We start from the raw sequence: 24,620 nt of genomic DNA on the forward strand, positions 1-24,620 counted from the left end.
GCCGACACCGCTGAAGCCGGTGTGGTGACAGGTGAAGCGGGTACCGCCCTATCTGTCGCGCCCGCAGGCGGGGAGCTGACGGTGACGAGCTGACAGCAGCCCCTAGCCAGGGCGCTGGCAGAAGGCCAACCAGGCAGGCGTGGAACGGAGAGGGCCGAGGACGATCGGTTTTGGATGCACTGTTGGGGGGCTAGAGGGGGGGCGTTAGTTCTGGACGTGCGGCGATGCGAGGGCTGCAGAGCCACCCAAGCGCGCAGAGCGCCCCCGCGAGGGCGAAGACAGCCGCGAATGAGGTTGAGGTATCTGTGCCACCGAACGCAGAGAACACGACTGCCATCGAGGCGAGCGCGAGTGCAGACGCGGTCGCTTCGCCGATCGTGAGTGCGGAGCTGTTGAAGCCTTGGTTGTCGGCGGTCGAGTACCCGAGCGCGAGCGCGCCTAGCCGCGGATAGATGAGTCCGATTCCAGCACCGGCGAAAGTCCATCCGATGACGACGACGACCGGCGTCGCGCTCATGAGCGATGCAATCACTAGGGACCCAACGCCAACGGTGAGCCCTGTTGCTCCGATTCGCGCCGCCAGGACATGACCGATCTGTGGGAATCGGCCCTGCATCCACGAGGCTGCTGACCAGCTGAGTCCCCCAGCCGTGAGGGCGAGGCCTGCAAGAGCGGCAGATGCGCCGTAATGAGCGATGAGGAGCAGCGGCACATAGACCTCCGCTGCCAAGAAGGTGGCAGTCAAGAGGGCGCGGAGAAGGACGACGCTGGGGAGACCGCGGCGGGCGCGTAATGTTCCGGCGGGCATGAGCGGGCGAAGCGCGATAAGCACGATGGCTGCTGCGACGATCGGCCCGATCGATTGGATGGGCCCGCGCATCTCAGCCGCAACGGCAATGACGAGAGCGGCCGCCGCAACGACCACGGCCAGACCGATGCGCACGACTTCTGCGCGTCCGATCGGGGAATGATTCGCGGTTCCGCGAACGGCGCGCATTGCCGGGACGACGATCAGCATCGCGAGAATCACAAGCGTCACCACTCCAAGGAAAATCCAGCGCCACCCGATCGTCTCGGCAAGCACACCAGCCGCAACCGGACCGATCAGGGAGGGGATGACCCAGGCGGTAGCGAAAGCGGCGAAAACCTTCGCGTGTAGCGTTTGCGGGTAGATCCGGGCGACGACAACGTACAGAGCGACCGTCACCGCTCCGCCAGCGAGCCCGTGGACTAACCGACCGCCGACAAAAGCCACCATGTTCGGAGCCAGTGCTATTGCGGTGAGCCCTGCCGTGAAGATGCCCACAGAGATGACCAGAGCGCTCCGTGGGTTCCACCGGTCGCACCAGATGCCTGCCGCCACCATCCCCACCACACTCACCGCCACGGGGCCGGCGAACGCGAAGGCGTATAGCCCGGCGCCGTCCAGTTCCCGACTGACCGTTGGCATGATCGTGGTCACCCCAAGGGCCACGAATGCGTCGAGCATCACCAAGAGGAACAGGCCGACGCTCACCCATCGATACCGCGAGCTGAGCACCCCCGCTTCCCGCACTGATCCCCCAGATAGCCGCTCGCTCGCGGCTGTCGGGACGGCGTCGGGCAGGGCGTTTTCGCGGTGGGGGGAGGTCACATCGTCACCGTAAAACCTCGACTATAGTTGAGGTCAAATGACCGCCCCGCCCGCCCCGCTCCTGAGTGTCGGTGACGTTGCCAAACGAAGCGGCGTGGCGGTCTCAGCCCTACACTTCTACGAACGTCAAGGCCTGCTCTCGAGTGAGCGCAGCGCTGGCAACCAGCGTCGATATCGCCGGGACGTTCTTCGCCGCTTCGCCTTCATCCGGGTATCCCAGCGCGTCGGAGTACCCCTCGCAGACATCCGCACCGCGCTTGAGTCCCTACCGGAAGGTCGCACCCCGACCAAGAAGGACTGGGCGCGCCTGTCCCAGCTGTGGCGCGAGGAGCTCGATGCCCGCATCCGCTCGTTGCAACACCTGCGCGACGACCTCACCGGTTGCATGGGCTGCGGCTGCCTCAGCCTCAGAACCTGCGTCCTAAGAAATCCAGACGACGTGCTCGGAAACGACGGTGCAGGCCCCCGCCGCTGGCGGGACGCCCAGCGCGACCGAAGCTAGAACCCTCTGCGCGCGCTATCGGTGTGCCGCTGGATTTCTGCCCGCCCCGCTCTTTCGCCGTGACGGTCCCACCCCCGCTCTCACCCTCTTCCCTGCCGGCGGCGGCGAACGCGATGCGGGACGTTGCCAGCCTCCGTGGTCCTGTCGAGGAGCCTCACACTCTAGGCTCGGTCGGCGACCGAGGCGCGCATCCGCAACGGCAGCGGAACCAGGTGCGCCGGGGGAGCGGATGATCCGTCCGTCGTGGCATCGCGCTCGATCAGGTCGATGAGTTCGTCCGCGGCGGCGCGGCCGAGCGCGCGCTGCGGGAAGGCGAAGGTCGTCAGGCCCGGCCGCAGCCAGCGGGCGAACGACGTGTCGTCGAACGAGAGCACCGAGACGTCGTCGGGCACACGCACCCCGCGCTCCTGGAGCGCCTGGTAGGCGCCCATCGCCAGGCGGTCGTTGAAGCACAGGAGCGCATCGACCTCGGCGCCACTGTCGAGCACCTCCGACACGAGACGAAAGCCCTCCGGCGGCAGCCACTGCACCGTCGGACGAGCCGACACGATCTGCTGCCCCGTCTCGGCGAACACGGCGAGGGCGCCGCGCAGGCGTTGGGCGGCGGCGAGGCCGAAGGGGTGCGCGGTGGCCGGGTCGTCACCGACGCCGATCAGATGGATGCGCCGGTGCCCGCTGTCCACGAGCAGGCGCGCGGCGTCGGCACCGGCCGCGACCTCGTCCGGCAGCACGCGCACGTAGTCGGCGTCGTCGGTCGGCTCGATGTTCAGCAGAACGGTCGGCATGCGGGTCGCCTCCACCGGGATAGCGCGCGCGTGGGTCATCATCGTGGCCAGCACCACCCCGTCGACCTGCCGGTCGAACATCGCGTCGAGCAGGTCGCGCTCCAGGTGCGCGTCACCGGCCGTCTCGCCGACGAAGACCATATAGCCGCGGGCACGTGCCGCCTCGATCGCGCCGCGGATCATCTCTCCGGCCAGTTGCGACGAGGCCACCGAGTCGGAGACGAACCCCAGCGTGCGCGTCGTCCCGGTGCGCAGCCCCGTCGACAGTGCGTTGGGGCGGTAGCCGAGACGGCGTGCCGCGTCGCGCACGCGTTCCTGCGCCGTCGCCGAGATCCGCAGCTCGTCGGCTCGCCCCGCGAGCACGAGCGATGCCGTGGATGCCGCCACTCCGGCCTCCTTGGCCACCTGCGACAGAGTCACGCGCGTGCGCGCCATCGGATCCCCCTTCCGGTCGGACGTCCCTCCGCGATGAGGGGTTGCGCCGACCGATATCTGCTAGTACGTTTTAGCACGCGAGCTGAATCGGTATAGCAGCAAGTATCCTCCTCGCACCGAGAAAACTGCATGGAAAGGCAGACAACGATGTCGAACACGAAGCGCATGCGCGGCTGGGCGGTTCTCGCCACGACCGTGACCGCGGGCCTTGCCCTCACCGCCTGTGCCCCTCCCGGAGCCGACACCTCCGGCACCCAGGCGCCGACCGGCGCCGTGACCCTCAGCTGCGGTACCGACCCGGTCACCCTCAGCGCCTACGTCGAGACCGGCTTCCCGCTGTTCAACGACCTCACCGCGGAGTTCACGAAGCAGTTCCCGAACGTGACCTTCAACACCCGCGAAGACCAGTTCGCGGTCATCACGCAGAACGCGCCCCGCGTGCTCGTCGACTCTCCGCCGGACATCATGCGCCTGCCCACCATCGTCGACCTGGTGAACGACAAGCTGCTGTACAACCTCGACGCCTACGCGACCGGCTACGGCTGGGACAAGTGGCCGTCGTCGCAGCTGGAGCAGCTGCGGGTCAACGACCAGGGTCAGCGCGGCGACGGTTCGCTGTACGCGATGGGGGTCAACTACTCCGTCACCGGTGTCTTCTACAACAAGAAGCTCGCCGCACAGATCGGCATGACCTCCGCGCCCACGACGCTGGCCGAGCTCGACGCCGACCTGCAGAAGGCGAAGGATGCCGGCATCACCCCGATCGCGCAGTTCAACGGCGGCGCGACCGGCGGCCTCGCCTTCCCGCTGCAGGCGCTGATGGCCAGCTACGGCAAGCCGAGCACGATCAACGACTGGATCTTCCTCAAGGACGGCGCCACGATCGACACCCCGGAGAACGTCAAGGCCGCCGAGCACCTCGACTCCTGGATCAAGGCGGGATACTTCGCCGACGACGCGAACTCGATGGACTACTCGCAGATGATCAGCCGGTTCACCAGCGGGCAGAGCCTGTTCATCTTCGACGGCGACTGGGAGTCGGGCAACTTCGACACCCAGATGCCGGGCGACGTCGGCTTCTTCCTCGCTCCGCCGCTGGAGGCCGGCGGTCAGAACGGTGCCATGTCGGCCCCGCTGACGTACGGTGTGTCGGCGAAGGCCGCTCACCCCGACTGCGCGGCGTTCTTCTTCAACTGGGTCGCCACCAACGAGACGGCCCGCACGATCGCCGTCGAGAAGGGCGGCTCCCACCCCATGGGACCGGCCGACGCCTTCATGCCCGCCGTCAAGGACGGCACGGTGACGGCGGAGACGCTCGCCGCCGGCGCGCAGCTGTCGCAGAACAACGGGTCGATGGACTTCATCGCCAACGCCACCGGCTCGATCTACGCGAAGAGCCTCACGCCCAACCTGCAGGAGCTGTTCGCCGGCAAGCAGACCCCCGCCGGCCTGCTCACCCAGGTGCAGACCGACTACCTGAGCAGCAAGAAGGGCTGATCCATGAGCACGTCCACGCGGCCCGGGGAGACCCGGGCCGCGCGGGACCGTGCGACAGCGACCCGCGACCATCGCCCGCGCCGCGCGCGATGGTCGCGGGAGGCTGTCGTCGGTCTCGCGCTCGTCGCCCCCGCGCTGGCCTTCTACGCGCTGTTCGTCCTCGTGCCGCTCGGCTCGACCGTGCAGTACTCCTTCTACAACTGGAACGGCGTCACCACGGCGACCTGGGCCGGCATCGACAACTACGTGCGTATCTTCACCGACGCGCAGCTGCTCGGTCCCATCGTCAATGCGCTGACCCTCATCCTCTACTTCTCGATCATCCCGGTGACGGTCGGCCTCATCGCCGCGGCCCTCATCCGCAAGCTCGGAGGCAGCCGCCTCGCATCGGTGTCGCGCACCGTCCTGTTCCTCCCGCAGGTCATCCCGCTGGTCGCGGCGGGCATCATGTGGACCTGGCTGCTGGCCGCCGACGGCGCGATCAACCAGTTCCTCACGGCGATCGGCCTCGGCGGCATCACCCGCGCGTGGCTCGGCGACTTCGACACGGCGCTGCCGGCCGTCGGCGTCATCGGTGCGTGGGTGTCGCTGGGCCTCTGCATGCTGCTGCTGCTCGCGGGCATGACCAAGATCGATCCCGCCCTGTACGAGGCCGCTCGTATCGACGGTGCGGGGCCCATCCGTGAGTTCTTCACGGTCACGCTGCCCGCCATCCGTCAGGAACTCGGCGTCGCGGTACTGATCACCGTGATCGGGGTCCTGCGCAGCTTCGACATCATCTACATCTCGACGCAGGGCGGGCCCGGCCGCAGCACCATGGTGCCCGGGCTCGAGATCTACTACCTCGCCTTCTTCGAGCGCCAGGTCGGACAGGCCTCCGCACTCGCGGTCGTGCTGACCGTGCTCGTGCTCGCCGTCGTGCTGCCGCTGAACAAGCTCACCCGCGGAAAGGACGAGAGCTGATGAAGACCTCCGCCGTCGAGGTGTGGTCCGGCCGCCTCCTGCTCATCGTCGTCATGGCGCTGACGATCATCCCGTTCATCTCGCTGTTCGTCACCGCGCTGCACGCCCCGGGCACCTATCCCGCCGGTCTGTCGTGGCCCGACGAGCCGCACTGGGACAACTTCGCACTCGCGTTCCAGTCCGCCGACATGCTCAAGATGCTCGGCTCGAGCATGCTCATCGAGCTCGGCGTCGTTCCCGTGAGCCTTCTGGTGGCGACCCTCGCGGGCTTCGCCCTCGGTCACTTGAAGGTGCCCTTCTCGCGTACCCTCTTCGTCGTCTTCGTGCTCGGTCTGACGCTGCCCATCGAGGGCATCATCGTGCCGATCTACTACCAGATCCGCAGCTACGGCCTGCTCAACACCCAGTGGGCCATCGTCCTCCCGCTGATCGGTCTGTTCATGCCGTTCGCCGTCATGTGGATGCGCGCGCACTTCGTCAACATGCCGCACGAGCTCACCGAGGCCGCGCGGACCGACGGCGCCACCACCTGGCAGCTGTTCTGGCGCATCCACGTGCCCCTGTCGGGCCCGGCGATCTCGTCGCTCGCGATCCTGCTGTTCCTGTGGACCTGGAACCAGTTCCTGCTCGCGATCGTTCTCGTCGACGACCCCACGAAGCGCACGATGGCCGGTGCTCTCGGCGCGTTCCAGGGGCAGTGGGGAACCGACATCCCGCTGCTGTGTGCGGGCTCGATCCTCATCCTGCTGCCCACGCTGATCGTGTTCCTGGTGTTCCAGCGGCAGTTCGTCGCGGCGCTGCTCCAGGGCGCGGTGAAGGGATGAGCTCCACCGCCCGGCCGCCACTCGACCCGGGGGTCGCGCGCGCGTTCGACGAACTCGACGACATCGTCGTGTCCATCACCGCCGACGACGTCCCTCGTCTGCGACGCAACGCCGCGCCGGCGACCGAGGCCGAGCTGACCGCCCACGGCGCCTTCGTCCGCACGCTGCACACGGTGGGCGTCGGCTCCTCGGCCGTGCCGGTCGTCGTCAGCGTGCCGGTCGAGGCGTGCCGGCCCGTGCCGGTGCTGCTGCACCTGCACGGCGGCGGGCTCGTCTCCGGCGACGCCGACTCCGAGATGCCCGCCCTCATCGCGCTGGCCGATCGTGTGGGCTGCGCTGTCGTGTCGGTCGAGTACCGCCTCGCCCCCGAGCATCCGTACCCCGCGGCGCTCGAGGACGCGATGGCGGCGCTGCGCTGGGTGAGCGGACCGGAGGCCCCGGCCGCGCTCGATCGCGAGCGCATCGTGGTGACCGGCGTCAGCGCCGGCGCCGGCCTGGCCGCCGCGCTCGCGCTCTACTCCCGCGACCACAGCGGGCCGCGGCCCCTGGGCCTGCTCCTGCAGGCGCCGATGCTCGACCATCGCTCCAGCTCTCCCTCGGCGAAGCAGATGGCCGGTCATGGATCCTGGGACCGCGCTGCCAACGAGGTGGCCTGGGCGGCCTACCTCGGCGACGACGACCGCGATGCTCCGGTGTCGCCGTACGCGTCCGCCGCTCTCGCGGCCGATCTGAGCGATCTGCCGCCCGTGTTCATCGACGTCGGTTCGGCGGAGACCTTCCGCGACGAGTGCGTCGCCTTCGCCGACGCCATCTGGCGCGCGGGCGGAGACGCGGAGCTGCACGTGTGGCCCGGGGGAACGCATGCCTTCGACCTCATGGCCCCGTGGCTGCCGATCTCCCGCGACGCCCGCCGCGCCCGTCGGGCGTGGCTGCGCCGCATCCTCCGCCGAGCGTGATCTGCGCGGCATCCTGATCTCTGGAAGGACCTCTCATGAACAGCACGCCCCCGCAGCTGATCACCTACGTCGACCGCCTCGCCGGCACCGTCACCGGTGTGCGCGACCTGCTCGAGACGCGCCTGGCCGGGATGTTCGGCGGCATCCACCTGCTGCCGTACTTCACCCCGTTCGACGGAGCCGACGCCGGCTTCGATCCCAGCGATCACACCCGCATCGATCCGCGACTGGGCACCTGGGACGACGTCCGCGCCCTGAGCGGCCAGGCCGTGGTCATGAGCGACGTCATCGTCAACCACGTCTCGGCCGAATCGGACGCCTTCCAGGACGTCCGCCGCCGCGGCGACGCCTCGCCCTTCGCGGCGATGTTCCTCACCCTCGACGCGGTGTTCCCCGACGGCGCCCGCGAAGACGACCTCGCCCGGATCTACCGCCCGCGGCCCGGCCTGCCCTTCACGGTGATGGAGCTGGGCGGGCGCAAGCGCCTCGTCTGGACCACCTTCACCGCCGACCAGGTCGACATCGACCTGCGTACGGACGTGGCGTGGGACTATCTCGTCTCGGTCATCGACGCCCTCGCCGGCGCCGGCGTGACCATGCTGCGCCTGGATGCCGTCGGCTACACGGGCAAGGAAGCCGGCACCGACTGCTTCATGACGGCATCCACCGATCGGTACACGCAGCGCATCCTCGCGCTCGCGCACGAGCGCGGCATGCAGGTGCTGCTGGAGGTGCACGGCCACTTCACGCAGCAGATCGACATCGCCCGCAGCGTCGACTACGTCTACGACTTCGCGCTGCCCCCGCTCGTGCTGCACGCGCTGCACGCGCACGACCTCCGCCCGCTCGCGCAGTGGCTCGCCGTGCGCCCGGCGAACACCATCACGGTGCTCGACACCCACGACGGCATCGGCATCGTCGACGTGGGCGAGAGCGACCTCAAGCCCGGCGTTCCGGGGCTGCTCGCGCCCGCGCAGATCGACGCGCTCGTGGAGGCGATCCATGCCGCGAGCGGTGGAACGAGCCGGCTCGCCACGGGAGCCGCGGCGTCGAACCTCGACCTCTACCAGGTCAACTGCACCTACTACGACGCGGTCGGCGCCGACGATCGCGCCTACCTGCTGGCGCGGCTGATCCAGCTGATGGTGCCCGGCATCCCGCAGGTGTACTACGTCGGCCTGTTCGCCGGTCGCAACGACGTCGACCTCCTGCGCGCCACGGGGGTCGGTCGCGACGTCAACCGCCATCACTACACGCCCGACGAGATCGCCGCCGAGCTCGACCGCCCGGTCGTGCGCGCCCTGGGCGAGCTGCTGCGGCTGCGGGCCGCGCATCCGGCCTTCGACGGCGACTTCACCGCCGAGCTGGAAGACGCCACCGGGGTGCTGCGCTGGGTGCATGCGGAGCATCGGGTGGAGCTCGTCTTCGACGTCGCGGCGCGTGCTTTCACGCTCACGGCGACCGGTGCGGATGCCGGGGCGGATGCCGAGGTGCGCCGCACCGTGGATGACCTGCTCGCCGCCGGGTGAGGCCCCGCCCCCGGCGGCGAGCAGCACCGGATGGGATACTCGGAGGCGTGACTTTCGAACCCACCGTGCTCGTGACTTCGCAGACCGCCGCCGAGATCCACCTCGCCGGTGAGGTCGACGAGGTCTTCGCCTCGACGCAGGAGGGGCTGCGCAGCCGCATCGTCGAGTCGATCCGGCTGATGGCCGCGTCGGCGGGGGAGCCCGTCACGGCGACCGTCGTCGATGGCGCGACGCGGTGGGCGCTCGTGGTCAGCCCGGACGGCAGCTTCACCGAGGCCACCGCGTCCGCGACGGAGGTGGTGGCCGAGCCCGTCTCGGCGGCTGCGCCCGCAGCGGCCCCTGTCGCCCCGATCTCCGCCGTGCCCGTCGCGGCGGGTGCGACCGAGCCCGCTGCGACTTCCGAGCCCTCCCCCGCGACGTCGGCGGTGAGTGCGATCGACGGGCCCCTCCGCAGCGGCGGCACCCGCCGCGAGGGTGCGCAGCGCACCCCGGCCCAGCGGGCCACGCCGACGGTCGACGACCTGCTCAACTCTCGCGCCGACCGCGCGCGTCCGCGGGCGACCGAGGGGTGGCGCGGAGCGATCCGTCGCCTCACCGGCGGCGCGATCTCGCCGCGCCCGGGCAAGGCCGAGCAGTCGCGCCTCGACCGCGAGCGACTCGTGCAGCGCCGTCTCGACGCGCCGCGCACGATCGTGGTGCTCAATCCCAAGGGCGGGGCCCACAAGACCACGTCGACGCTGCTGCTGGCGGCGACCTTCGGCACCCAGCGCGGTGGGGCCACGCTCGCCTGGGACAACAACGAGACCCGCGGCACGCTCGGTTGGCGCGCGCAGAACGCGCCGCACCACCGCACGGCCGTCGACCTGCTCGAAGACCTCGACCGCTTCGCCACGCCCGATCGAGCGAGCCTCGCGGCGCTCGACACCTACGTACGCACGCAGGTCGACGCCCGCTTCGACGTGCTCGCCTCGGACGAGGATGCCGCGGCATCCTCCACCATCGACGCGACCGCCTTCGACCGCTTGCACGACGTGCTCTCGCGCTACTACCGCCTGCTCATCGTCGACACCGGCAACAACATGCGCGCCTCGAACTGGGTCGCCGCCGTCGCCGCAGCCGACCAGCTCGTCATCGTCTCGACGGTGCGCGAAGACACCGCAGCCAGCGCCGCATGGCTGCTCGACGGCCTGCGCGAGAAGGGCTTCGACCACAAGATCGACGAGGCCGTCACGATCCTGGCGGCGCCGTCCGCCAAGCCTGATCGCAAGCTCGCCGAGCGCCTCGAGCGCCACTTCTCGCAGGTCACGGCCGAGGTCGTGCACGTGCCCTTCGATGCGGCGCTCGTCGACGGCGGTCCGATCGACTTCGATGCCCTGTCGCCAGAGACCCGCGATGCGTGGCTGACGGTCGCGGCATCCATCGCCCGCCGCCTCTGACGCCGCGCCCTCGCGGGCCGGCCCGCCCTGCCCAGGTGCGCGCACCCGAACGGCAAGGCTCTCGCCCTGACGCGCCGACGGGGTGGGGCGGATGCCGCGGCGCACTCAGTCCGCGAGCAGACCGCCGCCGAGGTTGACGGGGCTGTCTTCGATGTTGCCGACGATGCCGCGGATGATGCCGGCGCCGTCGGAGCCGCGGAGGCTCTCGTACCAGGCGTCGGTGACGGCCGGGTCGAACGCGTGCGTCTCCCACCCGCGCTTGCGCGCCCGCAGCACCAGCTCGCCCGCCCGTTCGACGCGCATCGCGGCGTACCGGCGAAGGGTGTCGGCGACGCTCAGCGTGTTGGTGGCGAACGCGATGCCGAGCGCGAACGCGTCTTCGAGCGCCGAGCACGCCCCCTGGCCGATGTCGGGGGAGGTGTTGTGCGCCGCGTCGCCGAGGATCGCGACCCGGCCCTTCGTCCAGGTGTCGAACGGGGTGATGTCCCAGATCTCCACGCGGTTGAGCGAGGTGGCCGGATCGATCGCGGCGAGCAGCTCCTGCACCCCGGGTGCCCAGCCGCCGAACGCCTCGCGCAGCGGCGCGAGGTCGCCGCGATCGTACGCGAGTCCCGAGGGCTGCGGGATGTCGAACCAGAAGTAGAAGCGGTCGCCGGCGATCGGCATGACCGCGGCGCGCTTGCCCTCGGCGACATACGTCGTCCAGGCCGTGGCGCGGCCGATGGTGTCCGAGACCGGCACGAGACCGTTGAAGTTCGTGTATCCCGAGTACTCGCGCGCGATCGGCGGCGCGCCCTCGGGCTGCACGTAGTCGCGGACGATCGAGCGGGCGCCGTCCGCGCCGATGAGCATGTCGGCGGTGTCGGTCGTGCCGTCGGCGAACGTGGCGGTCACGCGCGTGCCGTCGTCGGCGATGCCGGTGAGCTTCTTGCCGAGGTGGATGCCGTCGAGCCCGAACCGCTCCATGAGCAGCGCCTGCAGGTCGGCGCGGGCGACGGGGTACGGCTTCTGACCGGTCTGGGTGGTGACGGGTGCGAGCGAGAAGTCGCACATCGTCTCGCCGGTGTGGCCGTCGAGATAGACCATGTCGGCCATGTCGCCGCCCAGGGCTGCGACCTCGGCGCCGAGTCCGAGCCAGTTGAGCACCTTCACGCCGTTCGACCACAGCGACAGCGCCGCTCCCACCGGGCGGTTCTCGCGCATCTGGTCGTAGATGACGACCTCGTGCCCGAGCCGCTGCAGCGCGATGCCCGCGCTCGTTCCTCCGACACCCGCTCCGACGACGATGACCTTCATGCCCGCCACGCTACGGATGCCGTGTCACCGCAACGTTTCCCCGGCGTAACCGCCGGCGCCCTCCCACCCGCCCCCCGCGCCCGGGGGCCCCGCACGCTCGGCCCCGGCCCGCCGCCGCCCGCGAGACACGCGCTGCGCACCGAGACACCGGTGCCCAGCGCGTGTCTCGGTGCGGGGACGGTGTCTCGCGGTTCCACGGGCCGCGCCCGGCCCGTGGCCGCCCCGCGCTGGGTCAGGTGCCGCGGTAGGTGGAGTAGGCGAACGGGCTGAGCAGCAGGGGCACGTGATAGTGACGGGTGTCGGCGACGGTGAAGGCCACCGTGACCGACGGATAGAACGTCTCGGTGCCGCGGGCTGCGAAGTACGGCGCGGTCGCGAACACGAGCGCGTAGGTGCCCCGGGGCAGCTCGTCGGGTCCGAGGGCGAGACGCCCGTCGGCATCCGTCCGCCCGCTCGCGACGGCGACTCCGTCGGCGTCGAGGAGCTTCACGTCGACGCCGGATGCCGGGGCTCCGGCCGCGCCGTCGAGCACATGCGTGGTGAGGTGGGTCATGCGATCGTCGCCTCCAGCCGCAGCAGCGCGATCTCGCGCAGCTGGTCGAGGGCCTCGGCGGCCTCGGTCTCGTCGTCGTTGCCGAGGCGGCGCTCGAGCTCGTCGCGCATCTGCTCGGGCGTGCGTCCGGCCGCGCGGATGAGGAAGACGCGGCCGAAGCGTTGCTCGTAGGCGGCGTTGCCGTCGGCGATCGCGGTCGCCGTCGCGGCCGCGGCCGACGACATCGACGCCTGTTCGCGGCGCGACGCCTCGGCGTCGGCTCCCGCGCCGCGCGGCTTCTCGCCGATGCGCGGGTGGTGGGCGAGGGCGGCGTCGAGCTCGGTGCGCGTCCAGGTGCGCGCGAGCGCGTCCGCCCGGGCGATCAGCGCGTCGCGCGTTCCGTAGGGGCGGCCCGCGACGACGGCCTCGACCCAGGCGGGGACGGCGGCCCAGACGCCGACGGTGGATGCCGCGGCATCCACCGGGAGCGCGTCGAACGCGTCGATGCTCATCTCGGCGACCATCAGTGGGCTCCGTGGACGACGAGCCAGCGGGCGACCACCGGTTCGCCGGACGTGTTGTGCAACCGGTGCGGACGCGAGCACGGGTAGCTGATCGCGTCGCCGGGCCGCAGGACCACACGTTCGTCATCGAAGTCGACGGTCAGCTCGCCCGAGACGACCGTGCCGACTTCGTAGCCCTCGTGGCGGAAGAGCCCGGCATCGCTGTGGGCGGTCGCGCCGGGCGGGTAGGTCGACTCGAAGTAGTCGACGCCGGGAGTCGGCACCGGAGAGATGCGGCGGAAGGTCACGCCGTCTTCCAGCACGATCGTGGTGTCGTGCTCGGCGCGCCGCAGTCCGAAGCTCGTCGGTGTGGCTGGCGCCTGCGATCCGGAAGGGTCGAAGACCGACGTCAGCGGAACGTCGAGTTCGTCGGTGATCGCGATCAGGCGCGAAACGCTCGGCTGCATCACGCCGCGCTCGATCTGCGACACCGCACTGGGCGAGATGCCGAGTCGACGTGCAAGGTCGCGCGCCGACATGCCACGGGCGACCCGCAGCGCGCGCAGCCGCTCACCGACGCCTTCGGTCGCGCTGTCGGCGCGATCGGCATCGAGCTCCGGCGGATCGACGGCGGGGGCGCGGGTCATGTCGCGATCGTATCGGGCGCGGATGCCGAGCGGGCGCCGCTCCGGTCGGGGTTCACGCGTTCGTCACATGTGAAGGTCCAACTTCACACAGCCGTTACATGAGTGAAATCGCGCGCGCAGCGTGAAGCAATAACTTCACATTACGCACCACCCAGGCCACGGACTCCATGTCGCGGTCCGCCCCACCTCCGTCACTGCCTCGGAACCCCTGGAAGGTACCCATGACCTCTCTGACCCCAACATCGACCCCGCCGTCGACCGGTGTCTACGACATCGTCGAAGCCGCCGGCATGCCCACGGGCGCCGGCAACATGAAGCCGCAGTACGACGAGCGTCTCGCCAACGAGGACCTCGCGCCGCTACGCAAGCAGAAGTGGAGCGCGTACAACATCTTCGCGTTCTGGATGAGCGACGTGCACTCCGTCGGCGGTTACGTCACCGCCGGCTCGCTGTTCGCGCTGGGCCTGCAGAGCTGGCAGGTGCTGATCGCGCTGCTGGTGGGCATCGTCATCGTGCAGTACTTCGCCAATCTCGTCGCCAAGCCCAGTCAGAAGACGGGGGTGCCGTATCCCGTCGTCAACCGCGCGATCTTCGGCATCCGCGGGGCGAACATCCCCGCCATCATCCGCGGACTGATCGCCATCGCCTGGTACGGCGTGCAGACGTTCCTGGCCGCCGAGTCGCTGAACATCGTGTTCCTGAAGTTCGTGCCCGGCTCGGCCGCCCTGCTCGACGTGTCGTTCCTGGGGCTGTCGGCTCTGGGCTGGATCTCCTACGGCATCCTGTGGGTGGCGCAGTTCCTGCTGTTCTGGAACGGCATGGAGGTCATCCGCCGCTTCATCGACTTCGCCGGCCCGGCCGTCTACGTCGTGATGATCGCGCTCGCCGTCTACCTCGTGTCGCAGGCCGGCTGGCAGAACATCTCGTTCAACCTGTCGACCAAGCAGTTGGACTTCTGGTCGTCGATCCCTGTGATGTGCGCCGCGATCGCGCTGGTCGTGTCGTACTTCTCCGGCCCGATGCTCAACTTCGGCGACTTCGCCCGCTACGGCAAGAGCTTCGCGGCGGTCAAGCGCGGCAACTTCTGGGGTCTGCCTATCAACTTCCTGTTCTTCTCGCTGCTGACGGTGATCACCGCCTCGGCGACCGTGCCCGTGTTCGGTCAGCTCATCACCGACCCAATCAAGACGGTGGAGGCCATCGACGGCTGGTTCGCGATCCTGCTCGGCGGACTCACGTTCGTCACCGCGACGGTGGGCATCAACATCGTCGCGAACTTCATCTCGCCGGCGTTCGACTTCTCCAACGTCGCTCCGAAGAAGATCTCGTGGCGCGCCGGCGGCATGATCGCCGCGGTGGGATCCGTGTTCCTGACCCCCTGGAACTGGTACTCCAACGACGACGCCATCCACTACACGCTGGGCCTGCTCGGCGCGCTCATCGGTCCGCTGTTCGGCATCCTCATCGCCGGCTACTACGTCGCCGGGCGCCAGCGCATCAAGACGGACGCCATGTTCACGATGGACCCGACCGGCCCCTACTGGTACCGCCGCGGCTTCAACCCGAACGCGATGAAGGCGCTGCTGGTCGCCGGCATCCCCGCGGTGTTCCTCGGGGTCTTCCCGAAGCTGTTCGCCGACATGGGACTGTTCGACATCTCGTGGGTCAGCGACTACAGCTGGTTCATCGGCTGCGGCCTGGGCTACGCCGCGTTCGCGCTCTTCGAGCGTATCGATCCGCGGGTGCCGACGTTCGACGGCGAGAGCGACGGCGTCTCCGACGGCACGATCGACGGTGCCGCGGCGACCGCGGCCGCCGAGCCGCCCGCCATCTCGGCCGAGATCCCCGTGGCCGCCGCCACCGGTACGACGGCGGGATCCGGCGCCCCGTGAGGATTCTCCTGATCAACCCCAACACCTCCCGGGCGATGACCGCGACCGTTGCGGCCGCCGCCCGGGAGGTGTCGGGTGCGGATGTCGAGATCGCCGCCGTGTGCCCCGATCCCGGTCGGGGGCCGGCGGCGGTGGAGAGCCATGTCGACGAGGTGGCTGCGGCCGCCGCCGTCGTGGAGCTGATCCGCGCCGATCTGGCCACCGGCGCCAGCGACGCCTACGTCATCGCCTGTTTCGGCGACCCCGGTCTCGACGCGGCCCGCGAACTCGTCGACGTGCCGGTGATCGGCATCGCGGAGGCCGCCATGCACGTGGCGGCGATCGCCGGGCGTCGCTTCGCGATCGTGACGACCCTCGGGCGCACGCTCGGTCGGGCCCGCGACCTCGTCGCCCGCTACGGCATGGAGCGCGCCTGCGCGCAGTACCGCGCGGTGGAGATCCCCGTGCTCGACCTCGAGGAGCCGGACGAGCAGACCCTGGCCCGCATCGAACGGGAGTGCCGCGCCGCGCTCGATCCCCCGGGGAGCGGGACGGCCGGTGACCCGGTCGATGCGATCGTGCTGGGCTGCGCCGGCATGGCCGACCTCTGCGCGCGACTGTCGGCCCGTGTCGATGCTCCCGTCATCGACGGGGTCGCCGCCGCCGTGGGCCTCGCGATCGGCATGGCCCGCATGGGCGTGCGCATCGGCTCTCGGGGCGAGTATGCGCCGCCGCCGGTGCGGAAACACCCGCGAAACGACGCCTGGGTAGCGTCGGAAGTGCGTGCGGGCGACGCGATGACCTCGCTCCCGCAACCGACGGTGAGAGAGGCGATGCTGTGGCAGACGTGAGCGTGATCCGGGCCGAGCGCGCCTGGATCGACGGGGCCTTCCGGCCCGCGGAGGTGCGGATCGTCGACGGCGTGATCGCCGAGGTCGCGGCGTCCGAGGACCTCGCGGGGGTGGATGCCGCGGCATCCGCCGACGCCCTCGTGCTCGGCGCCGACGAGGTGCTGCTGCCGGGACTCGTCGACTCGCACGTGCACCTCGACGAGCCGGGGCGCACCGACTGGGAGGGCTTCGCGACCGGCACCGCCGCGGCCGCGGCAGGCGGCATCACGACGCTGTTCGACATGCCGCTCAACTCGGTACCCGTCACCACGACGCCCGAGGCGCTCGCCGCCAAGCGGTCGGCGGCGGTCGGCAAGCTCGCGGTCGACATCGGCTACTGGGGCGGCGCCGTGCCCGAGAACCTCGGAAGCCTGGCCGCGCTCGCTGCCGCCGGCGTCGTCGGTTTCAAGTGCTTCCTCGTGCCGAGCGGCATCGACGAGTTCGGTCACCTCGACCGCGCCGGCCTGCACGCCGCGCTCACCGAGATCGCCGCCTTCGACGGCCTGCTCATCGCGCACGCCGAAGACGAAGCGCACCTGCACGAGGCCGCCGTCGAGGTCGGCGCGGGCCCGGCGGGCGAACTCGGACGTCACTACGACACCTTCCTGCGCAGCCGGCCCCCGGTCAGCGAGGAGGCGGCGATCGCCGCCGTCATCGATGCGGCCCGCGCCACCGGGGCCCGGGCTCACATCGTGCACGTCGCCGACGGGCAGGCGCTCGACGCCGTGCGCGCGGCGAAGGCCGACGGCATCCGCCTCACGGTCGAGACCTGCCCGCACTACCTCACCCTGTCGGCCGAAGAGGTTCCCGACGGCGCGAGCGCGTTCAAGTGCTGCCCACCCATCCGCGATCGGGCCAACCAGGACCTGCTGTGGGAGGGCGTGCTCGACGGCACCATCGACGCCATCGTCAGCGACCACTCGCCCGCCACCCTGACGCTGAAGACCGCCGGCGGCGGCGACTTCGGCCTGGCATGGGGAGGCATCGCGGGCGTGCAGACCGGGTTCGCCAGCGTCTGGACCGAGGCGGCGCGCCGCGGCATCCCGCTGGAGAGCCTGCTGCCGCTGTTCACGACCGGACCGGCCCGCATCGCCGGGATGCCGGGCCTCGGCGTCATCGCACCGGGCGTGCGGGCGAACCTCACCGTCTTCGCGCCGGAGCGGTCGTGGACCGTCGACGCGCACCGTCTGCTCTACCGGCACAAGCTGTCGCCGTGGGATGGGCGCGATATGCGGGGCGGCGTCGTCACCACCGTGGTCGGCGGCACCGTCGTGTACCGGGCGGGCGACGACGACGCGCGGGCCCGGCCGGGAATCGAACTGCTGACCGACGGTGCGGATGCCGTCGCCGAGACGATGCGCGAGGGAGCGACATCATGACCGAGACCATCGAGATCCTGCAGCCCGGATCGGGCCGCATCGCCGGGGAGCACTACCTCGCGGCATCCCCCGAGACGGTGCTCTGGGGGCGGCTGCCGTGCGCCGTCGACGCGCCCGTGCTGACGGTGGCCGCCGGTGAGACGGTGACGATCGACACCGTCAGCCACGAGGGGATCCTGCCCGATCAGGGCCAGGACCCCCTGGGGTACTTCACCGGTCACGGCGTTCCCGCCGCGCACGTGCTGACCGACGCGATCGAGATCGCCGCCACGGTGGCCCGCGACACCATCGCCGACGGGCCGCACGTCGTGACGGGGCCGATCTTCGTCGAGGGTGCCGAGGTCGGCGATCTGCTGAAGATCACCGTCGTCGATCTCGCGCCGCGCGTGCCGTACGGGGTCATCTCCAACCGGCACGGCAAGGGCGCGCTCGTCGGGATCCTGCCGCGCGGGCCCGAGAACGTCAGCGTGTTCACGCCGGTGTCGGACGGTCGCGGCATCCTGCCCCTGGTCGACGGGGGCGAGCGCGTCGTGCGATTCCCGCTCGCGCCGTTCCTCGGCACGATGGGCGTCGCCGTCGCGGGCGACGAGCGCCCCCACTCGGTGCCCCCGGGCGCGCACGGCGGCAACATCGACATCAACCTGCTCGTGGAAGGTGCGGTGCTGTACCTGCCGGTGCAGGTGGCCGGCGCGCTGGCGTACGTCGGCGACCCGCACTTCGCGCAGGGCGACGGCGAGGTCGCGCTGACGGCGCTCGAGGCGTCGCTGCGCGCGACGCTGCGCTTCGACGTGGTGCCGCGCGCGGAGGCGCTCGCTGCGTTCGGGGAGGTGACCGGGCCGCTCGTGCGCACGCCGGAGTATCTGGTGCCGACGGGGCTCGACGTCGACCTCGACGAGGCGATGCGCAAGGCCGTGCGGGCCGCGCTCGATCTGCTGCAGGCCCGGTACGGGATGGCCGAGCACCTGGCCTACGCGTACCTGTCGGCCGCCACCGACTTCGACATCTCGCAGGTCGTCGACATCGTCTGCGGCGTGCACGCGCGCATCCGCGAGTCGGACTTCGCGGCCGTCCGCCCCGCCTGGCTGACCGGCGAGGACGCCTCGTGACCGCGGCTCCGACCATGCCCGACGCGCTGCGCGCGGCGTTCGAGGCGTACGAGCGGGCGATCCTGTCCAACGACCTCGACGCCCTGGATGCCGCGTTCGCTCCCGGTGAGCGCACGCTGCGCGGCGACGGCGCGGGGCTGCTGGTCGGACACGACGCGATCAGCGCGTTCCGCGGCGCCCGCGGCGGGGTGTCGGCCCGCACCATCGAGCGGGTCGAGTACCGGCCGCTCGCCGAGGGGGTCGCGCTCATCGTCGCCGTCTCCCGGTTCGCTGCCGGCGGCACCGGTCTGCAGACACAGGTGTGGCAGCTGATCGACGGGCGGTGGCTCATCACGGCTGCGCACGTCACTCCGCGCTCCGCGGCGTTCGACCGCTCGATCTGGCGCACCGTCGGCGACCCGCTGTATCAGGGCGCCTGGGACGGACCGCTCGCCGGCCTCACCGTCGCGGTGAAGGACCTCTTCGCGATCAAGGGCTATCGCATCGGCGCGGGAAACCCGACCTACCTCGACTCCGCCCGCGCCGAGACCACCAGCGCCCCCGCGGTGGGCGACCTGTTGCGCGGTGGGGCGTCGCTGCGCGGCATCGCGCGCACCGACGAGTTCGCGTACTCGATCGCGGGCGACAACGCGCACTACGGCACCCCGCCGAACGCCGCCGTGCCGGGGGCGCTTCCGGGTGGCTCGTCGAGCGGCCCGGCATCCGCCGTCGCGCTCGGGCAGGCCGACGTCGCCCTCGCGACCGACACCGCCGGGTCGGTGCGCGTGCCGGCGTCGTACCAGGGCCTGTGGGGCCTGCGGACGACGCACGACCTCGTTCCTCGGCAGGGGCTGCTGCCGCTCGCGCAGAGCTTCGACACCGTCGGCTGGCTCGCCCGCGACGGTGCTACGCTGCAGGCGGTCGCGGACTGGTGTCTCAGCTACGACGGGTCGGACTCGACCGCCTCCGTCTTCGGGGCCTCGGCCGACGACCTGCCCTGGCGGTTCCGGGTTCCGATCGAAGCACTCGCCGCCGCCGAGCCGGCCACCCGCGCGGCCTTCGAGGCGATGCTCGCGGCATCCGCTCTGCCCGTCGAGGAGGTCTCGCTCGGCGACCTCGACGACTACCTCGTGCCGTTTCGCGCCGTGCAGGGGGCGGAGGCCTGGCGCAACAACGGGGAGTGGCTGCGCGCGCACCCCGGCTCGACCGGACCTGCCGTGGCCGAGCGCTTCCGCGCCGCTGCTGCGGTCACCGCCGCCGACGAGTCCGCGGCGCGCGCGGCCCTGGCCCCCCGGCGCGACGCCCTGCACGCGCTCGTCCGCGACGCCGTGCTGCTGCTGCCGACCGTGCCCGGTCCGGCGCCGTCGCGCACGGCCACCGGCGCCGAGGTGGATGCCGTGCGCACGAACACCCTGCGCCTGACGACGCCGGCCGCCGTGGGCGGCCTCCCGGCGCTGTCGGTGCCGCTGCTCACGGTCGCCGCCGCGGGCGGAACCGCCCCGGTCGGCGTCAGCCTGATCTCGCGCGCCGGCACCGACATCGCGCTCGTGCGCCTCGGCCGCGCCCTCCACGCCCGCATCACCGAAACGGAACCCGTATGAGCACCGACACCCTCCCCGGCCCGATCGCCCCGCCCGCGCGGCTGCTGATGGGCCCCGGCCCCATCTCGGCGTACCCGAGCGTGCTGACCGCCATGTCGGCGCCGCTGGTCGGTCAGTACGACCCCTTCATGACGGCGACGATGACCGAGACCCAGGAGCTGTATCGCGGGGTGTGGAGCACCCGCAACGACGCGACCCTGCTCGTCGACGGCACGAGCCGTGCCGGCATCGAGGCGGCGATCGTCTCGCTCGTGAAGCCGGGCGATCGCGTGCTGGTCCCCGTGTTCGGGCGGTTCGGGCACCTGCTGGCCGAGATCGCCGAGCGGGCGCTCGCCGAGGTGCACACCATCGAGACCGATTGGGGTCAGGTGTTCCCGGCATCCGTCATCGAGGAGGCGATCGCCCGGGTGAAGCCGAACCTCCTCGCCCTCGTACAGGGCGATACATCCACCACCATGCTGCAGCCGTTGGAGGAGATCGGCGAGATCTGCCGCCGCCACGGCGTGCTGTTCTACACCGACGCCACCGCGTCGCTGGGCGGCAACGCCTTCGAGGCCGACGCGTGGGGGCTGGATGCCGCGACCGCCGGACTGCAGAAGTGCCTGGGCGGTCCGAGTGGATCGTCGCCGATCACGCTCAGCGACCGGGCCGTGGAGGTGATCCGCTCGCGCACCAAGGTCGAGGCGGGCATCCGCGAGCCCGGCGACGAGTCGTCGGCCGACTTCGTGCGCTCGAACTACTTCGACCTGGGGCAGATCCTCGACTACTGGGGTCCGCGCCGGCTCAACCACCACACCGAGGCGACGAGCATGCTCTACGGCGCGCGCGAGTGTGCCCGCCTGCTGCTGCTCGAAGGCCGCGACGCGGTCATCGCCCGCCACGAGCTCGCCGGCCGTGCGATGCTCGCGGGCGTCGAGGCGCTCGGCCTCGTCGTCTTCGGCGACGTCGCCCACAAGATGAGCAACGTCGTCGCCGTCGAGATCCCCGAAGGGGTGCCCGGGGATGCCGCGCGATCGGCGCTGCTGGACGACTTCGGCATCGAGATCGGGACGTCGTTCGGACCGCTGCACGGCAAGGTGTGGCGCATCGGCACGATGGGCTACAACGCCCGGAAGGATGCCGTGCTCACGACCCTCGCGGCCCTCGAGAGCGTGCTGCGCCGCTTCGGCGCGGCGGTTCCGGCCGGTGGCGGCGTCGAGGCCGCGGCCGACGTGTTCGCCGCCGCCTCCGGGGCCCTCCACGCGCCGCGCACCGGCGCCGCCGTGCCCGCCTCGATCGTCCCCGCGGAGACGGCGTGAGTTCGGCATCCCTCCTGCGGGCCGCGCCCGACGTCGTCGCCGCGGCCGCGCGCCGCGTGATGGCGCGGTGCGAGGAGCTCGCGCGGGTGAGCGCGGACGCGGCATCCATCGAGCGGGTCTACCTCTCGCCCGAGCACGCGCGCGTCAACCGGCTGGCGGCCGAGTGGATGCGCGAGCTGGGCATGCGCACGTGGCAGGATGCCGCGGGCAACCAGGTCGGGCGCATCGGCGATCCGGCCGCTCCCGCGCTGATGCTCGGCTCGCACCTGGACACGGTGCTCGACGCGGGCCGCTACGACGGCATCGCGGGGGTGCTCATGGCGCTCGAGGTCGTGCGCCTGCTGCGCGTGCCGGTGGGTCGTGACGGCGACGGCGAGCCCGGCGTCGACGGTTGGACCGTTCGGCTGCCGTTCGCGATCGAGGTCGTCGCGTTCTCGGACGAGGAGGGCACCCGCTTCGGCAAGGCGCTGCTCGGATCGTCCGCCGTGGCCGGGACGTGGAACGACGCCTGGTGGGACCTGACGGATGCCGACGGGGTGAGCCTGCGCCGCGCGTTCCTCGAGTTCGGGCTCGACCCGGCGCGCATCGGTGAGGCTGCGCGGCGGCCGGACGAACTCGTCGGCTACCTCGAGGCGCACATCGAGCAGGGTCCCGAGCTGGACCGTGCGGGAGAGCCGCTGGCGGTGGTCTCCTCGATCGCGTCGGCGCGGCGCTTCCAGCTGGTGGTGGAGGGTGAGGCGCGCCACGCCGGCGGCACGCCGTACGACATGCGTCGCGACGCGCTGCTGGGCGCGAGCGAGGCGGCGCTGGCGGTCGAGCGCATCTGCTCCGCCGAGCACCACATCGTCGGCACCGTCGGACGTTTCGAAGCGTTCCCCGGCGCGGTCAACGTGATCCCCGGCGAAGTGCAGTTCTCCCTCGACCTGCGCGGCGAGTTCGACGGCGAACGCGATCGCGTGTGGGATGCGCTCGCGCGCGAGCTCGACGAGATCATGGGGCGACGGGCGCTGCGGTGGCGATCCCGCGAGGTGCACAGCGCTCCCGCCGTGTTCTGCGCACCCCTCCTGCGGGAGGTGGTGGCCGGCGGCATCCAGGCGACACTGCCGCCCCGGTCGGACGCGCCGCCGGTGATCTTCAGCCGCGCCGGCCACGACGGCATGGCGCTGGGAGCGGTGACAGACGTCGGCATGCTGTTCCTGCGCAACCCCGACGGTGTCAGTCACCACCCCGACGAGTCCGTGTCCGCGGGCGACGTGGCCCACGGCATCCGTGCCCTCGCCGAGGCCGTCCTGTTGCGCGGCACCGAGCGGATCTGACCCGCCGCCGCGCTCCACACCGCCCGAGAAACACGTTCCGCGCCGAGAAACCCCCGCTGCGGAAGTGTCTCGGCGCGAGAGTGGTTTCTCGCTGCGCGCCGCCCGGCGTCGCCGGCGCGCTCAGGGGCGCACGTGCAACTGCAGGGTGTCGAAGATCGTCGTCCGGCTCCCGGTGGCGATGGTGACGGTGTGTAGGAGCTCGTACCCCATCGCGCCCCATTCGTTCAGCTCCGACCAACGGTGTCGTATCTGATCGGAGTTCTCGGCCTCGGCGTCGGTGCGTGACTGCAGGCGCGTCTCGACGATGACGTAGGCGTACTCGCCTGCAAGTTCGGCTCGATCGCCGGCGGCGTGCATGCGGCACCGGCGGTCACTGAAAGTCAAGGAGCGCCCCCACCTGACGCGATCCGATGACGACCACGATCCAGAAGACGGGCGAGAAGATCAGCCCCAAGATGATGGCGCGTGCGATGCGGAGGGACTCGTCGCGCTCGCGCTCGAACGACCGGCCCCCTGGGTTCGTCGTCTGCTGCACGGTCATGGTCTTCTCCCCTTTTCGTGCATCGAAGGCCTTTCCTTCCGTGCACACCGGAGACCACCGCAGCACGAGCGCAGGTGCCTCCCGCGTGCGTGGGAGGCGTCCGAGTGCGGCGCTGAGTGCCGCCCCCCGGGATTTGAGTGGCGGCCGCGATCCGCACCGCCAGCTGCGCGCCGGCGCGCACCATAGCGGCCCCGCAGGTCACCGCGTGTCATCGCGCGTGGGGATGCGAACACTCCCTGACGCCGCGACGATCACTCATTCGATGGGGGCATGCTCCTGCGCGGCGCTCATTCGGCGGCCCGAAGCACTCTGTGGCGATCGCGTGCGGTGGAGTGATCCCGCACTACCCGCATCGTCGACACGACCGCGCACCACACAGACAAGGAACTGATCCCGATGACATCAACGACCGAAACGACAGCTACCGCCCGCGACGATGATCGCCGCGGCCGCAAGAGGGCCTTCCTCGCCCTGGGCGCACTGCTCGGCGTGGGTGCGCTCGCCACGAGCGCCTACTTCACCGACTCCGCGCTGCTCGATCTCAACGGCGGCGGCGGGTTCGGCAGCACAGACAACAAGTACAACATCCAGGTCTCGACGGGGATGGAGAACACCGTGAGCGACGTGAAGACCTGGGTCGAAGCGTTCCCGAACTCTGCAGCGATCACCGATATCCCGGGCGCGAGCAACCTCCTTCCGGGAGGTTCGGTGGTCGTGAAGATCCCCGTGCTGAACGAGTCGAAGAACTGGAAGTCGACGCTCAAGCTCTCCCTCAAGAACACGACGCCGGCGGCGTCGACGTCGGATCAGGGCGACCGCAACGCCGCCTAAATGAAGCTGCTGTCTGTCGATGTGGCCGAGACGGCCGATGCATCGAAGGTCCCGACGACGTGGACCAAGACGGGGTTGACGATCCCCGCCACGGCGGGATCGAGCAGCACCGGGGTGGACCTGTCCACGCTGAGCCCCAAGTCAGGAACGGTGCTCTACCTGAAGCTCACGCTGAAGGAGGGCACCACCCAGACAGCGACCGACGCTGCGAACGGCGGGGCGGTCGCCATCCAGGCGGTTATCGACGGCACCTCGAAGAGCACGGACTGA

At 70.8% G+C, this 24,620-nt stretch carries 24 protein-coding genes; 16 read left to right on the forward strand and 8 right to left on the reverse strand.

All coding sequences use genetic code 11. The annotated features are described in order from the left end of the window. Positions 1 to 190 precede the first annotated feature (190 nt). Positions 191 to 1,633, reverse strand: a complete 1,443-nt coding sequence (locus tag PP359_RS09195) for an MFS transporter (protein WP_499250397.1) — start codon at positions 1,631 to 1,633, stop codon at positions 191 to 193. A gap of 37 nt (positions 1,634 to 1,670) precedes the next feature. On the opposite strand from PP359_RS09195, the gene soxR reads away from it, so the two are divergent. After that, a complete protein-coding gene (gene soxR / locus PP359_RS09200; RefSeq protein ID WP_499250398.1) occupies positions 1,671 to 2,135 on the forward strand; it encodes a redox-sensitive transcriptional activator SoxR in 465 nt (154 codons plus the stop codon). Positions 2,136 to 2,296: 161 nt separating this feature from the next. Here soxR and PP359_RS09205 read toward each other — a convergent pair whose 3' ends face one another. Next, on the reverse strand, positions 2,297 to 3,355 hold the full coding sequence (locus PP359_RS09205; RefSeq protein WP_499250399.1) for a LacI family DNA-binding transcriptional regulator: 1,059 nt from the start codon (positions 3,353 to 3,355) through the stop codon (positions 2,297 to 2,299). Between the two features lie 147 nt (positions 3,356 to 3,502). Between PP359_RS09205 and PP359_RS09210 the strand changes: the two genes are divergently transcribed. Genes PP359_RS09210 through PP359_RS09235 form a run of 6 tightly spaced genes read left to right on the forward strand, consistent with a single transcriptional unit; the run spans position 3,503 to position 10,560 of the window. Beyond that, positions 3,503 to 4,852 (forward strand): ABC transporter substrate-binding protein, encoded by a 1,350-nt coding sequence (locus PP359_RS09210; protein ID WP_036318790.1) that lies wholly within the window; start codon positions 3,503 to 3,505, stop codon positions 4,850 to 4,852. 3 nt (positions 4,853 to 4,855) lie between these two features. Further along, positions 4,856 to 5,815 (forward strand): carbohydrate ABC transporter permease, encoded by a 960-nt coding sequence (locus PP359_RS09215; protein WP_499250400.1) that lies wholly within the window; start codon positions 4,856 to 4,858, stop codon positions 5,813 to 5,815. After that, positions 5,815 to 6,639, forward strand: coding sequence for a carbohydrate ABC transporter permease (locus PP359_RS09220; protein ID WP_036318796.1), 825 nt, complete (start codon positions 5,815 to 5,817; stop codon positions 6,637 to 6,639). Before PP359_RS09215 ends, PP359_RS09220 begins: the two co-directional genes overlap by 1 nt. Further along, entirely contained in the window at positions 6,636 to 7,595 is a 960-nt protein-coding gene (locus PP359_RS09225) for an alpha/beta hydrolase fold domain-containing protein (protein ID WP_112932091.1), read from the forward strand. The genes PP359_RS09220 and PP359_RS09225 overlap by 4 nt, the downstream gene beginning before the upstream one ends. Before the next feature lie 35 nt (positions 7,596 to 7,630). Next, positions 7,631 to 9,124 carry a sucrose phosphorylase gene (gtfA, locus tag PP359_RS09230; protein WP_135949953.1) on the forward strand — a complete coding sequence of 498 codons (1,494 nt, stop codon included), beginning with the start codon at positions 7,631 to 7,633 and terminating at the stop codon, positions 9,122 to 9,124. Positions 9,125 to 9,171: 47 nt separating this feature from the next. Beyond that, positions 9,172 to 10,560: a MinD/ParA family ATP-binding protein gene (locus PP359_RS09235; protein WP_135949954.1), complete on the forward strand. Its 1,389-nt coding sequence runs from the start codon at positions 9,172 to 9,174 to the stop codon at positions 10,558 to 10,560. Positions 10,561 to 10,665: 105 nt separating this feature from the next. On the opposite strand, the gene hpxO is transcribed toward PP359_RS09235, so the two are convergent. The 4 genes from hpxO to PP359_RS09255 form a co-directional block, all read right to left on the reverse strand. Continuing rightward, positions 10,666 to 11,856 (reverse strand): FAD-dependent urate hydroxylase HpxO, encoded by a 1,191-nt coding sequence (gene hpxO / locus PP359_RS09240; RefSeq protein ID WP_499250401.1) that lies wholly within the window; start codon positions 11,854 to 11,856, stop codon positions 10,666 to 10,668. A gap of 232 nt (positions 11,857 to 12,088) precedes the next feature. Further along, entirely contained in the window at positions 12,089 to 12,409 is a 321-nt protein-coding gene (gene uraH / locus PP359_RS09245) for a hydroxyisourate hydrolase (protein WP_499250402.1), read from the reverse strand. Beyond that, positions 12,406 to 12,900, reverse strand: a complete 495-nt coding sequence (gene uraD / locus PP359_RS09250; RefSeq protein ID WP_499250403.1) for a 2-oxo-4-hydroxy-4-carboxy-5-ureidoimidazoline decarboxylase — start codon at positions 12,898 to 12,900, stop codon at positions 12,406 to 12,408. The genes uraH and uraD overlap by 4 nt, the downstream gene beginning before the upstream one ends. 11 nt (positions 12,901 to 12,911) lie before the next feature. Then, a complete protein-coding gene (locus tag PP359_RS09255; protein ID WP_112932085.1) occupies positions 12,912 to 13,538 on the reverse strand; it encodes a helix-turn-helix domain-containing protein in 627 nt (208 codons plus the stop codon). Between the two features lie 221 nt (positions 13,539 to 13,759). Here PP359_RS09255 and PP359_RS09260 point away from each other — a divergent pair, with 221 nt between their 5' ends. Genes PP359_RS09260 through PP359_RS09290 form a run of 7 tightly spaced genes read left to right on the forward strand, consistent with a single transcriptional unit; the run spans position 13,760 to position 22,978 of the window. After that, positions 13,760 to 15,430, forward strand: a complete 1,671-nt coding sequence (locus PP359_RS09260; RefSeq protein WP_112932084.1) for an NCS1 family nucleobase:cation symporter-1 — start codon at positions 13,760 to 13,762, stop codon at positions 15,428 to 15,430. After that, the gene (locus PP359_RS09265) at positions 15,427 to 16,260 is read left to right on the forward strand and encodes an aspartate/glutamate racemase family protein (protein ID WP_499250404.1); all 834 of its coding nucleotides are present in this window, start codon (positions 15,427 to 15,429) and stop codon (positions 16,258 to 16,260) included. The genes PP359_RS09260 and PP359_RS09265 overlap by 4 nt, the downstream gene beginning before the upstream one ends. Next, the gene (gene allB, locus PP359_RS09270; protein ID WP_499250405.1) at positions 16,248 to 17,678 is read left to right on the forward strand and encodes an allantoinase AllB; all 1,431 of its coding nucleotides are present in this window, start codon (positions 16,248 to 16,250) and stop codon (positions 17,676 to 17,678) included. Before PP359_RS09265 ends, allB begins: the two co-directional genes overlap by 13 nt. Further along, entirely contained in the window at positions 17,675 to 18,784 is a 1,110-nt protein-coding gene (locus PP359_RS09275; RefSeq protein ID WP_499250406.1) for an acetamidase/formamidase family protein, read from the forward strand. Before allB ends, PP359_RS09275 begins: the two co-directional genes overlap by 4 nt. Continuing rightward, positions 18,781 to 20,364, forward strand: coding sequence for an AtzH-like domain-containing protein (locus PP359_RS09280; RefSeq protein WP_499250407.1), 1,584 nt, complete (start codon positions 18,781 to 18,783; stop codon positions 20,362 to 20,364). The genes PP359_RS09275 and PP359_RS09280 overlap by 4 nt, the downstream gene beginning before the upstream one ends. Then, a complete protein-coding gene (locus tag PP359_RS09285; RefSeq protein WP_499250408.1) occupies positions 20,361 to 21,662 on the forward strand; it encodes a pyridoxal-phosphate-dependent aminotransferase family protein in 1,302 nt (433 codons plus the stop codon). The genes PP359_RS09280 and PP359_RS09285 overlap by 4 nt, the downstream gene beginning before the upstream one ends. Beyond that, positions 21,659 to 22,978, forward strand: a complete 1,320-nt coding sequence (locus tag PP359_RS09290; RefSeq protein ID WP_499250409.1) for a Zn-dependent hydrolase — start codon at positions 21,659 to 21,661, stop codon at positions 22,976 to 22,978. The genes PP359_RS09285 and PP359_RS09290 overlap by 4 nt, the downstream gene beginning before the upstream one ends. A 120-nt stretch (positions 22,979 to 23,098) precedes the next feature. On the opposite strand, the gene PP359_RS09295 is transcribed toward PP359_RS09290, so the two are convergent. Next, positions 23,099 to 23,362, reverse strand: coding sequence for a hypothetical protein (locus tag PP359_RS09295; protein WP_499250410.1), 264 nt, complete (start codon positions 23,360 to 23,362; stop codon positions 23,099 to 23,101). Then, positions 23,349 to 23,519 carry a hypothetical protein gene (locus PP359_RS09300; protein ID WP_499250411.1) on the reverse strand — a complete coding sequence of 57 codons (171 nt, stop codon included), beginning with the start codon at positions 23,517 to 23,519 and terminating at the stop codon, positions 23,349 to 23,351. Before PP359_RS09300 ends, PP359_RS09295 begins: the two co-directional genes overlap by 14 nt. Positions 23,520 to 23,915: 396 nt before the next feature. Here PP359_RS09300 and PP359_RS09305 point away from each other — a divergent pair, with 396 nt between their 5' ends. After that, on the forward strand, positions 23,916 to 24,350 hold the full coding sequence (locus PP359_RS09305; protein ID WP_499250412.1) for a hypothetical protein: 435 nt from the start codon (positions 23,916 to 23,918) through the stop codon (positions 24,348 to 24,350). Beyond that, positions 24,351 to 24,620 carry a hypothetical protein gene (locus PP359_RS09310; protein ID WP_499250413.1) on the forward strand — a complete coding sequence of 90 codons (270 nt, stop codon included), beginning with the start codon at positions 24,351 to 24,353 and terminating at the stop codon, positions 24,618 to 24,620.

The sequence above is a fragment of the Sphingomonas sp. BLCC-B65 genome, from assembly GCF_028550675.1.
Taxonomy (GTDB): Bacteria; Actinomycetota; Actinomycetes; order Actinomycetales; family Microbacteriaceae; genus Microbacterium.

Excerpts from the sequence above, each read along its gene's own strand:
- PP359_RS09220 (WP_036318796.1), top strand. The coding sequence starts at position 5,815 with ATGAAGACCTCCGCCGTCGAGGTGTGGTCCGGCCGCCTCCTGCTCATC.
- PP359_RS09275 (WP_499250406.1), top strand. The coding sequence starts at position 17,675 with ATGACCGAGACCATCGAGATCCTGCAGCCCGGATCGGGCCGCATCGCC.
- PP359_RS09305 (WP_499250412.1), top strand. The coding sequence starts at position 23,916 with ATGACATCAACGACCGAAACGACAGCTACCGCCCGCGACGATGATCGC.
- PP359_RS09285 (WP_499250408.1), top strand. The coding sequence starts at position 20,361 with ATGAGCACCGACACCCTCCCCGGCCCGATCGCCCCGCCCGCGCGGCTG.
- PP359_RS09215 (WP_499250400.1), top strand. The coding sequence starts at position 4,856 with ATGAGCACGTCCACGCGGCCCGGGGAGACCCGGGCCGCGCGGGACCGT.
- PP359_RS09255 (WP_112932085.1), bottom strand. The coding sequence starts at position 13,538 with ATGACCCGCGCCCCCGCCGTCGATCCGCCGGAGCTCGATGCCGATCGC.
- hpxO (WP_499250401.1), bottom strand. The coding sequence starts at position 11,856 with ATGAAGGTCATCGTCGTCGGAGCGGGTGTCGGAGGAACGAGCGCGGGC.
- PP359_RS09260 (WP_112932084.1), top strand. The coding sequence starts at position 13,760 with ATGACCTCTCTGACCCCAACATCGACCCCGCCGTCGACCGGTGTCTAC.
- gtfA (WP_135949953.1), top strand. The coding sequence starts at position 7,631 with ATGAACAGCACGCCCCCGCAGCTGATCACCTACGTCGACCGCCTCGCC.
- uraH (WP_499250402.1), bottom strand. The coding sequence starts at position 12,409 with ATGACCCACCTCACCACGCATGTGCTCGACGGCGCGGCCGGAGCCCCG.
- PP359_RS09205 (WP_499250399.1), bottom strand. The coding sequence starts at position 3,355 with ATGGCGCGCACGCGCGTGACTCTGTCGCAGGTGGCCAAGGAGGCCGGA.
- PP359_RS09310 (WP_499250413.1), top strand. The coding sequence starts at position 24,351 with ATGAAGCTGCTGTCTGTCGATGTGGCCGAGACGGCCGATGCATCGAAG.
- soxR (WP_499250398.1), top strand. The coding sequence starts at position 1,671 with ATGACCGCCCCGCCCGCCCCGCTCCTGAGTGTCGGTGACGTTGCCAAA.
- PP359_RS09300 (WP_499250411.1), bottom strand. The coding sequence starts at position 23,519 with ATGACCGTGCAGCAGACGACGAACCCAGGGGGCCGGTCGTTCGAGCGC.
- PP359_RS09210 (WP_036318790.1), top strand. The coding sequence starts at position 3,503 with ATGTCGAACACGAAGCGCATGCGCGGCTGGGCGGTTCTCGCCACGACC.
- PP359_RS09225 (WP_112932091.1), top strand. The coding sequence starts at position 6,636 with ATGAGCTCCACCGCCCGGCCGCCACTCGACCCGGGGGTCGCGCGCGCG.
- uraD (WP_499250403.1), bottom strand. The coding sequence starts at position 12,900 with ATGAGCATCGACGCGTTCGACGCGCTCCCGGTGGATGCCGCGGCATCC.